Source organism: Spirochaetota bacterium (genome assembly GCA_038043445.1).
Classification (GTDB): Bacteria; Spirochaetota; Brachyspiria; order Brachyspirales; family JACRPF01; genus JBBTBY01.
The window spans coordinates 1-8,746 of record JBBTBY010000120.1 but is presented as its reverse complement, the minus strand read 5'-3'; the positions used below and the strand labels follow the sequence as shown (position 1 = coordinate 8,746).

Annotated in this window: 5 protein-coding genes; 3 read left to right on the top strand and 2 right to left on the bottom strand. The window is 56.4% G+C overall.

Going from position 1 to position 8,746, the window contains the following annotated elements; translation table 11 throughout:
• Positions 1 to 3,413, top strand: a 3,413-nt coding sequence (locus AABZ39_16395) for a hypothetical protein (GenBank protein ID MEK6796362.1), incomplete at its 5' end; no start/stop codon positions are given.
• Between the two features lie 26 nt (positions 3,414 to 3,439).
• Here the strand turns inward: AABZ39_16395 and AABZ39_16390 are convergent.
• Positions 3,440 to 3,742 carry a PilZ domain-containing protein gene (locus AABZ39_16390; protein ID MEK6796361.1) on the bottom strand — a complete coding sequence of 101 codons (303 nt, stop codon included), beginning with the start codon at positions 3,740 to 3,742 and terminating at the stop codon, positions 3,440 to 3,442.
• 477 nt (positions 3,743 to 4,219) lie between these two features.
• On the opposite strand from AABZ39_16390, the gene AABZ39_16385 reads away from it, so the two are divergent.
• Both AABZ39_16385 and AABZ39_16380 read left to right on the top strand, forming a co-directional pair.
• Positions 4,220 to 6,490, top strand: coding sequence for a glycosyltransferase family 4 protein (locus tag AABZ39_16385; protein ID MEK6796360.1), 2,271 nt, complete (start codon positions 4,220 to 4,222; stop codon positions 6,488 to 6,490).
• 7 nt (positions 6,491 to 6,497) lie between these two features.
• A complete protein-coding gene (locus tag AABZ39_16380) occupies positions 6,498 to 7,946 on the top strand; it encodes a glycoside hydrolase family 130 protein (GenBank protein ID MEK6796359.1) in 1,449 nt (482 codons plus the stop codon).
• A 5-nt stretch (positions 7,947 to 7,951) separates the two neighbouring features.
• Here the strand turns inward: AABZ39_16380 and AABZ39_16375 are convergent.
• A partial coding sequence (locus AABZ39_16375) for a hypothetical protein (protein MEK6796358.1) occupies positions 7,952 to 8,746 on the bottom strand: 795 nt, incomplete at its 5' end.

Sequence of the window (8,746 nt, the reverse complement as noted above, 5' to 3'; positions counted from 1 at the left end):
ATGATGATACGTATCCGGGAGCGGCATTGAACACTACCGGGAATAATACCGACGTAATACGACAGAATGTCGAGCAGTATCGCCGCGGACGTCGGCGTGCGCATGTATGTGCATCCATCGGCGTGTTCTTTCTCGTGTTTTCTTTTTCAGTGCCGATATTATTCGTGTTCGATCGCATCGTTCGCATCAGTATCTATCATCCGACAGCGCTCTTGACAGCGGCAGTGATTTCGTTCATAGCGGCGGTCGTCTATATCGTCGGGCATATTTCGCGCTTCGGCGGTTTTGATGCCGCTGTGCGCGAGCTCGATGACCGCTATCGCATGGGCTTTGCGCTCCGATCATATTTCGAATTCGAAGCGTTGCCCTCCGAAACGGAGCAGCGTTTCATCGATGGGTTTGCCGAGCGTTTGAAGGGTGCGCAATTCTCGCCGCTCAGGTTCCGTCTGGAAGCCCGGCGTATCATACGCTATGCGCTCATCTCCTGGGGCGTCATCGCGGTCCTGGCCGTCGTGTTGCTGCCGCTTACCGTGCGTACGCTGTCGCGCTTCTGGTTGTCGATGCCGTTCGTGGTAACATCGCCGGTTGCCGTCATGGTCGATTGCCCCATCGCGGTGGTGCGCGGGGGCGAGGCGAGTATTCACGTGACCGCGGATGCGGAAGAGGTCATGGTAGTATCGACCAGGCGTTACCGATGCTCCGCTGTTTCGAACGGATGGGAATATCGCATGCGGCTTGCCGATGACCTCACGTTCTCCGTGCATGCATATAAAGGATCGGCCGTCATGCGTACCGCGGCGCGTACGATACGCGCTGTGGAACTGCCTGCGGTAAGGGCATTACGTGTTGTCACAACGTCACACGGGGTGAGAAGCATCGTTTCCGATGACGGTAATGTTGAGGCGGTACGCGGCTCCTCGATATCCGTCGATGCCGAGGCGAACAATCCCCTTTCAAACGCGATAGTATCGGTCATCGTGCGCGACCGGACGAATTATCTACGCGCGTATGTGCGCGAGAACAGGCTTTCTTTCAGCATGCGGCTTTCGCAGGAAGGGGAGTGGTTCATTACGCTCATCGACAGATACGGGTTCACCAATATTGCCACGCCGCTCTATCGGCTGTCGCTCGCTGCCGATGCGCCGCCGTTCGTTGAGATGCGTGAGCCCCGGTCCGACATTACCGTCGAGGTTCAGACGCCGCTTTCTGTCGTGTATCGTGCGTCCGACGACCACGGCATTCTATCGCTCTCGCTCCATGCCGATCTTTATGACGGTGGCGGCATGCGCATGTCAAATCGATCCATTGTGGCATCGATAATATCGAATACCGGCGAGAAAAGCGTCATGGGTTCGTGCCGATTCGATTATCGTTCACTCAAGCCCAACCCCGGGTATAAGATCGCCTATTATCTTTCGGCTAAGGACAGCGCGGGTCAGGGTGGCGTGTCGGAAACAAGACGCATCATATTCCCGTCCATGGCGGAGCTGTTCCTGGCAATGAACAAAAAACGCACCGATGCGGAGACGTCGCTTTCATCGCTCGCTACAGATGCCGAAGAGCTGAAGAAGAGCACGGAAGCGATGGAGCGCGAGGCGAAGCGAGACCGGGCGCTCGGGACCAAGAGTGATGCCCCCGATGAGCGGAAGGCCGAGGCGCTTTCCCATGATGTGAAGGAAATGCGCAAGAAGCTCGATGCGATCGCGGCGAACGTTGAGAAAAGTGCGCGTGAGGCCGAGGTGAACAAGCTCCTTTCCGCCGAAGTCATCGATAAGCTTAAGGATATACGCGCCTCACTTTCCGAGCTGAGCAGGGAAACACTGGCCGAACTCGACAGGAATTTCAACGAGCTCATGAAAGCGGCAAACCCTGCGGATCGGGAGAAGTCGTCGTCCGCAGTGCGCATGAGCGCCGCTCAATTCGAGAAAAAACTTGATAATCTCCTTGCCATGCTCTCCGAGCTCAAGGATCGCGAGCGGTTGTCCTTCCTTTCCCGGGAGGCGCGCGACCTGGCTTCCCGCGAGAAAGCGCTTGCCGCAGAGCTTCGATCGGGCATGGACTATAACGCCGAGCGCATGCGTCAGGAAGAGATCATCGGTGACCGTGCAAAAGCGCTGTCATCGATGATACGGGAGAACAACGCGGGACTTTCCAGGGAGCGTTCTGCGAAAGCGAAAGAAGCGCTTTCGCGTTCCGGTCTTGCGGGGATGGACAAGCTCGGTACACCGGCCGATGCGAAAGAGGCGAAGGCGCGTGCAATGGATGCCGGCAGATCGCTCGATGCCCTTGCGTCGTCGCTTGAGTCGATGCTTTCGGAGATGATGGAAGATGCCGCATCGCGCATTCGTGCTGTCATCGATGGGGCGCTGTTCAGCATGCACCGCATCAATGAGCGCATCGCCGTGCACAAGGACTGGATCGATGAAGCGGCACAGAGCGCACGGTTGAACCGCATACCGCCGGAATCGCGCACGATAGCGAAAGAGCTTGCGCATTATCGCGGCGTGCTCTCACGCATGAAGAACGATGTGGTGCGTGAGCTGTCACGTTCAGTGCGCGGAATAGAGCACCTCGCCGGTCTTTTCGATGAGGTCATTGCCGGTTTCGATGAGTACTCACGCGCGGTGGACAATCGCTTTGACCCGTATCAGCTGAAGCGATCGCTCGATACGCTTGCCGGAAAACAGTATGCGCTCACCTATCGGCTCATACGGCTCAGGGATTCTGCGGATGCGCAGTCGTCAGGGGAAGGGGAGGGCATGTCATCCATGTCCGAGCGGCAGCGTTCGGTCAATGAGCGGACGAGATCGCTTTTCGGGAAATCCGGCATGGAACGCGATATGTCCGGCATGGGGGACTATCTCTCCGAGCTCGCCGAAGAGCAGCGGCTCATCCGGGAGGCCATGAAGTCATTATCGAAAAAGCCGGGAGGTAGTACTTCAGGCGATGCACAGGGTGATGGACAAGGTGATGCACAGGGTGCCGGCAAACAAGGCGGAAATGCACAGGGTGCTGGCAAAGGCGGGGAAGAGAAGGCCTTTGGTTCGAAGGGGAAGGGGCTTGGCGAGCTCTCGGGCATGGCGGAGGAAATGGGAAAGATCGAACAGGAGATGAAGTCTCTGTCTGGAAAATTCGATGCGAAGGCATACGATGAAATGCTCAAGCGCCAGTCGAAGCTCCTTGAGCGAATGCTCTCATATGAGAAGGGATTGAAACGCTCCAATGAAGAGGACAGACAGTTCGAGGCGTCAAGTGCTGCCGAGCAGTATGCCGGCACGGAAAATGATATCAGTTCCAAAGAGCGCATGGAGCGCATAAAGCGCATCGAAGAAGCACTCAGATCAAAAAAGTATCCCGAGGATTATCGCCGTGAGATCGAGGGCTACCTCGAATACCTTCGCCGGATGCGATGAGGCGTATCTGCCGAATGCAGCGCGGGTTATACTGATGCCGTGATCTCGATGGGTGTTGAGAACGCGATGCCCGCACGATACACGTTCATGCGATCACCTTCCGTCGTGCGCCAGCACACGGTCGATCGAAGGTCGTAGTATTGCCTATTGTTGAGCCTAAACGCGAGCTCGATATTGTCCCCGACTGCGAGCGGTATCGAAGAGGTCAGTTGTACGCCGGAAAGCGAGATATTGATAACCTTGCCGGAGAATGGTATTGCCGGCAGGAGCGTATGCTTTATCGTAATAGGGAACTGCAGTTCGGTCCGGACATGCTTCCTTTTTTCCATGGTTCGCGTACCTTCGGCTCATCAATTTCGGGCTGCATTTCAATATGGTACATTTCCGTGGTTTTGTCAATGCCGGCTGCATTCTGCCGCACAGGCGAAAAAAAACGGACAAGCGCCGTTGCGAGGGTGGCACCCGTCCGTCTCATAGGAGGTATGTTCCCACGATGATCAATGATCACGCGGGAAATACGGCGATGATCCCTGTGGGGTTGGACCATCATCGTACATTAAAATTGTAGTATATCATGCTGCATTTGACAATAATACGAACGGATTATTGTTTTTTTCGCCGTTTTTGCCGTATTTCCCGAGGTATACGCTGTTGCGCATTGCCTCGTTCGATATATACTGGTCGTTACCATCCCCCATAGTCATTTGAAAGCATGATTATGTCAGTCCATCATGCCGTTATTCGTCGCCCAGGGCATGGTGCCGTACTGTCCCATAGATCGAACGTTTGGATCAAGGAGAACGCGAATGACAGGAACCATCCGTACCATTGCTTTCATCGGGAATTATCTGCCGCGGCAATGCGGCATCGCCACATTCACCACCGATATCTGCGAATCGGTGGCATCCGCACACCCTGAACTGTCGTGTTTCGCCGTTCCGGTCAATGATATTCCGGAGGGATATGCCTATCCTTCACGCGTCCGTTTCGAGATACGGGAGAACGATCTCAGCTCATATCGCCGTGCGGCGGATTTCCTCAACATAAACAATCCCGATGTGGTGAGCCTCCAGCACGAATACGGGATATTCGGCGGCGATGACGGGATATATATCCTGTCGCTCCTCAGACGGCTCCGTATGCCCATTATCACGACGCTCCATACGGTACTGAAGGATCCCACGGCGCGGCAACGGCGCATCCTTCTTGAGATAGCGGAGCGCTCGAGCTTTCTTGTCGTCATGGCGAAGAAGGCCGTCGATTTTCTCACGTCGATATACGGCATCCCGCCGGCGAAGATACGCCTCATTCAGCACGGCATTCCCGATATGCCGTTCATCGATCCGAATTTCTACAAGGACCAGTTCGGCGTGGCGGGGAAGACCGTGCTCCTTACCTTCGGGCTCCTGTCGCCGAACAAGGGCATTGAACAGGTGATACGCGCTATCCCGGACATCGTTCGCGTGAACCCGAACCTTGTGTACATCGTTCTCGGCGCGACGCATCCGAGCCTGCTCCGTCATGAAGGCGAAGCGTATCGGCTGACGCTGCAGCGGCTTATCGCCGAGTTGAAGATAGAAAAACACGTGCTCTTCCGTAATCGTTTCGTGAGCGCTGAAGAGCTCAAGGAATTCCTTGTCATGGCGGATGTGTATATCACGCCGTATCTCGGTGAGGCGCAGATAACATCGGGCACGCTCGCGTACTCCTTCGGCATCGGCAATGCGGTCATCTCCACGCCATACTGGCATGCCGAGGAATTGCTCGCCGACGGCCGCGGCATACTTATCCCGTTCAATTCACCGTCCGCCATCTCGGAGGCGGTCAACCGCCTTGTCGGCAATGACGCCGAACGCAATATGATGAGAAAGAACGCCTACCTCGCCGGACGCGACATGATATGGCCGCGCGTGGCGCATCGCTATGTCGAGACATTCGAGGAAGCGCGGATGACGCGCCAGAGCACGGCGTCATGCATCGAGGTCTTCTCCGAAGAGGAACAGCACGAACTCCCCGAGCAGAAGCTCGATCATATCAAGCGGCTCACCGACAGAACGGGCATCATACAGCATGCGAAGTACACGGTGCCGAATTTTTCCGAGGGGTACTGCACCGATGATAATGCACGTGCGCTCGTGCTCATGGTCATGTTGGCTTCTCAATCCGAGGAGACGATCCCCGATGTCGATATCCTCGCCGGGACGTATCTTGCGGCGCTTCAGTACGCGTTCGATGACGGCACGAAACGCTTCCGGAACTTTCTGCGCTTCGACAGGACATGGGTGAAGGAAGCGGGCTCCGAGGACAGCCACGGGCGCGCTCTCTGGGCGCTCGGTACGTGTCTCGGCAGATCGAAGAACGTGGGATTTCAGGGCGCGGCCGGCGTACTTTTCGAACAGGGGCTCGCGACCGTGCGTGATTTTTCATCGCCGCGGGCGTGGGCGTTCGCGATACTCGGTATCCATGAGTATCTCAGGCGCTTTTCCGGCGACAGGTTCGTCAATCAGATACGCGAGCAATTGTCAGAGCGTCTCTACGCGCTCTATCGTCTCCATGCCACGCCCGATTGGCCGTGGTTCGAGGATGAGCTCACCTATGTGAACGCAAAGCTTTCGCATGCGCTGATCCTGAGCGGACGCTGGCTTTCCAACAATGAAATGCTGAAAGCCGGTCTCGGATCGCTCTCGTGGCTTATCGGAGAACAGACGGCGCCGTCCGGGCATTTCAGACCGATAGGGGCCAATGAGCCCTACCGCAGGGGTATGCCGCGTCCGCTGTACGATCAGCAGCCGATAGAGGCGAAGGCGACGATATCCGCATGTATGGAGGCGTTCCGTGTCACCGGCGAGAAGCAGTGGCATAGGGAAGCGGAGCGTGCGTTCCGATGGTTCCTCGGGGGGAATGACCTTTCGCTCTCGATCTATGATGCCGCCACCGGCGGCTGCCGCGATGGACTGCACGTGGACAGGCTTAATCAGAACGAGGGTGCGGAATCGACGCTTGCGTTCCACCTTGCACTTGCCGAGATGAGCGAGATAGAGAAATCCCTTGCGCTGAAAGAACCGCTTGCCGAGTAGGAGCCATATGAAACGCGCGATCAAGGTCACCCGAATAGTATCGCCGATGCTCGTCCCGGATAGTGCGCGCATCGTCATACGCCCGTTCATGCCGCCGAATGAAGAACGCATCCGGCGGGTGATCGCACACGTGCGGTCGCTCGATACCCGCGAGGTCCACGAGGAAATCTCTCGATTGACCGCGGAATTCGGAACGTATAACCGGCGCTTACCGGCCATGTTCGACCGGCATTTCTCGCTCGTGGAGCCGTATGCCGGCGACGGGATTTCGACCGAATGCAGCCGGCTCATCGGCGCGTATTTCACCTGCGAGTATTCGTTCGAATCCGCGGCGTTGTTCAACCCGTCTGTCGTCATACATCCCGATCAGAGCGGCGTCCGCGAGGGTGCGCTGCGCTATATCATGAGCGCGCGTTCGGTCGGGGAAGGACATGTGTCATCGATATCGTTCCGCACCGGCATGCTTAACAGTAACGGCACGGTCACGGTGGAGGCGGTATCGCGTGCGGTCGCCCGGGCGGAGCTCGTGAAGAACGCCCGGTACGAGAAAAAAGCGTTCGTCGATAAATTACGCGAGATGGGGTTCTGGAATAATTTCATGCGGGAGGCCATACTCCCGCTGCACGACCATTTCACGCTCGATGAACTTTCCGCAACGGTCGCGCACACCGAGCGCTCGCGTGATACGCAGGCCGACATGCTTACCGCCGAGAAGATGATATGGCTCGCCCGTTCGAATTATGAGATACAATTCGACGAGCATACCGATATATCGGAGCGGCTGATATTCCCCTCATCACCCACGGAGCAGAACGGCATCGAGGATGCGCGCTTCGTGCGTTTCACCGATGATGACGGTTCGATCGTATACTATGCGACCTATACGGCGTACGACGGAAAGATAATACTTCCGCAGATAATCGAGACAAGGGATTTTCGGCATTTCAAGATGATAACGCTCAATGGGAAAGTGGTGGAGAACAAGGGGATGGCGCTCTTTCCGCGGAAGATCAGCGGACGCTATGCCATGCTCTCGCGGCAGGATAATGAGAACATCTATATCATGTTCTCGGACCATCTGCATTTCTGGCACGAGGCGACGCTCATTGCGCGGCCGGCGGCACCCTGGGAATTCATACAGATCGGCAATTGCGGCTCTCCGATCGAGACCGATGCGGGGTGGCTCGTGCTCACGCATGGCGTCGGAACGCTCAGGAAATATTCCATCGGCGCCATGCTCCTCGATAAGGACGATCCGACGCGCGTCATCGGTCGTCTGGATGAACCGCTCATATCCCCGGAGGGCAATGAGCGCATCGGGTATGTCCCCAATGTCGTGTACACCTGCGGCTCCATCGTACATGCAGGGCGGCTTATCATACCGTACGGCATCGCCGATAAGGCGATAGGGTTCGCGAGCGTATCGCTCAATGATCTGCTCGGGCAGCTGAAATAGAACGCTTACTTGACGACGGCGAACATGCCGCGCTTCTGCTCAACGGTGCCGCTTTCCGAACGAAGCGTTATGAGATAGACATAGACGCCGGCAGGCAATCTGCCGCGCGCCGCCCATTCGACATTATTGTCGCCCGGTATCGCGATGCCCGTATGGCGGTGCATAAGGCGTCCGCCGGTGCTGAAAATATCGAAGGTAAGCGTTCTGGTTCCCGCGAAATTGCAGCGAAAGGTGAGCGAAAGACGCTCGTCCACCGCTACATAGGTCCTTCGTATCGCAGCAGTATCGATGGGGTGTCCTGTCGGTACGGTGAACATGAACGCATTGGTGACGATGACCGGATGCGTGTCGTTCTGATTGCTGATGAGAAGCGAATAGTTGCCATACGGGACGGTCAGATCGAGGACGATGCGCCGTACCGCGGAGAAGGGGGCATCCTCATATTCAAGTACGGGAATATTCGCGCAGAAACCGCTCGCCATATCGTAGGCAGCGATGCGGCTGACGATGGGGTCATAGAAATTGCTGATGAGGAGCGTCATCGTGCCGCCGCTTATCGTCTTTGATATGAGACAGGGCTGTCGAAAGAACGTTTCAGCGGTCGCATCGCAGGTGAACACGAAGGATACATTGGTGAGCACCGGTGTAACCCCCTGTATGGAAGAGGAGATCGATGCCCGGTACTGGTAAAAAGGCGCATTCGTTACGATAAGTCCGAGATTCGTCGCCTTGATCAGATTTTCAACCGACGACGTATTCGTGAAGCCGTTCGTGAGGCACAGCGTCTGGTCATAGGCGTT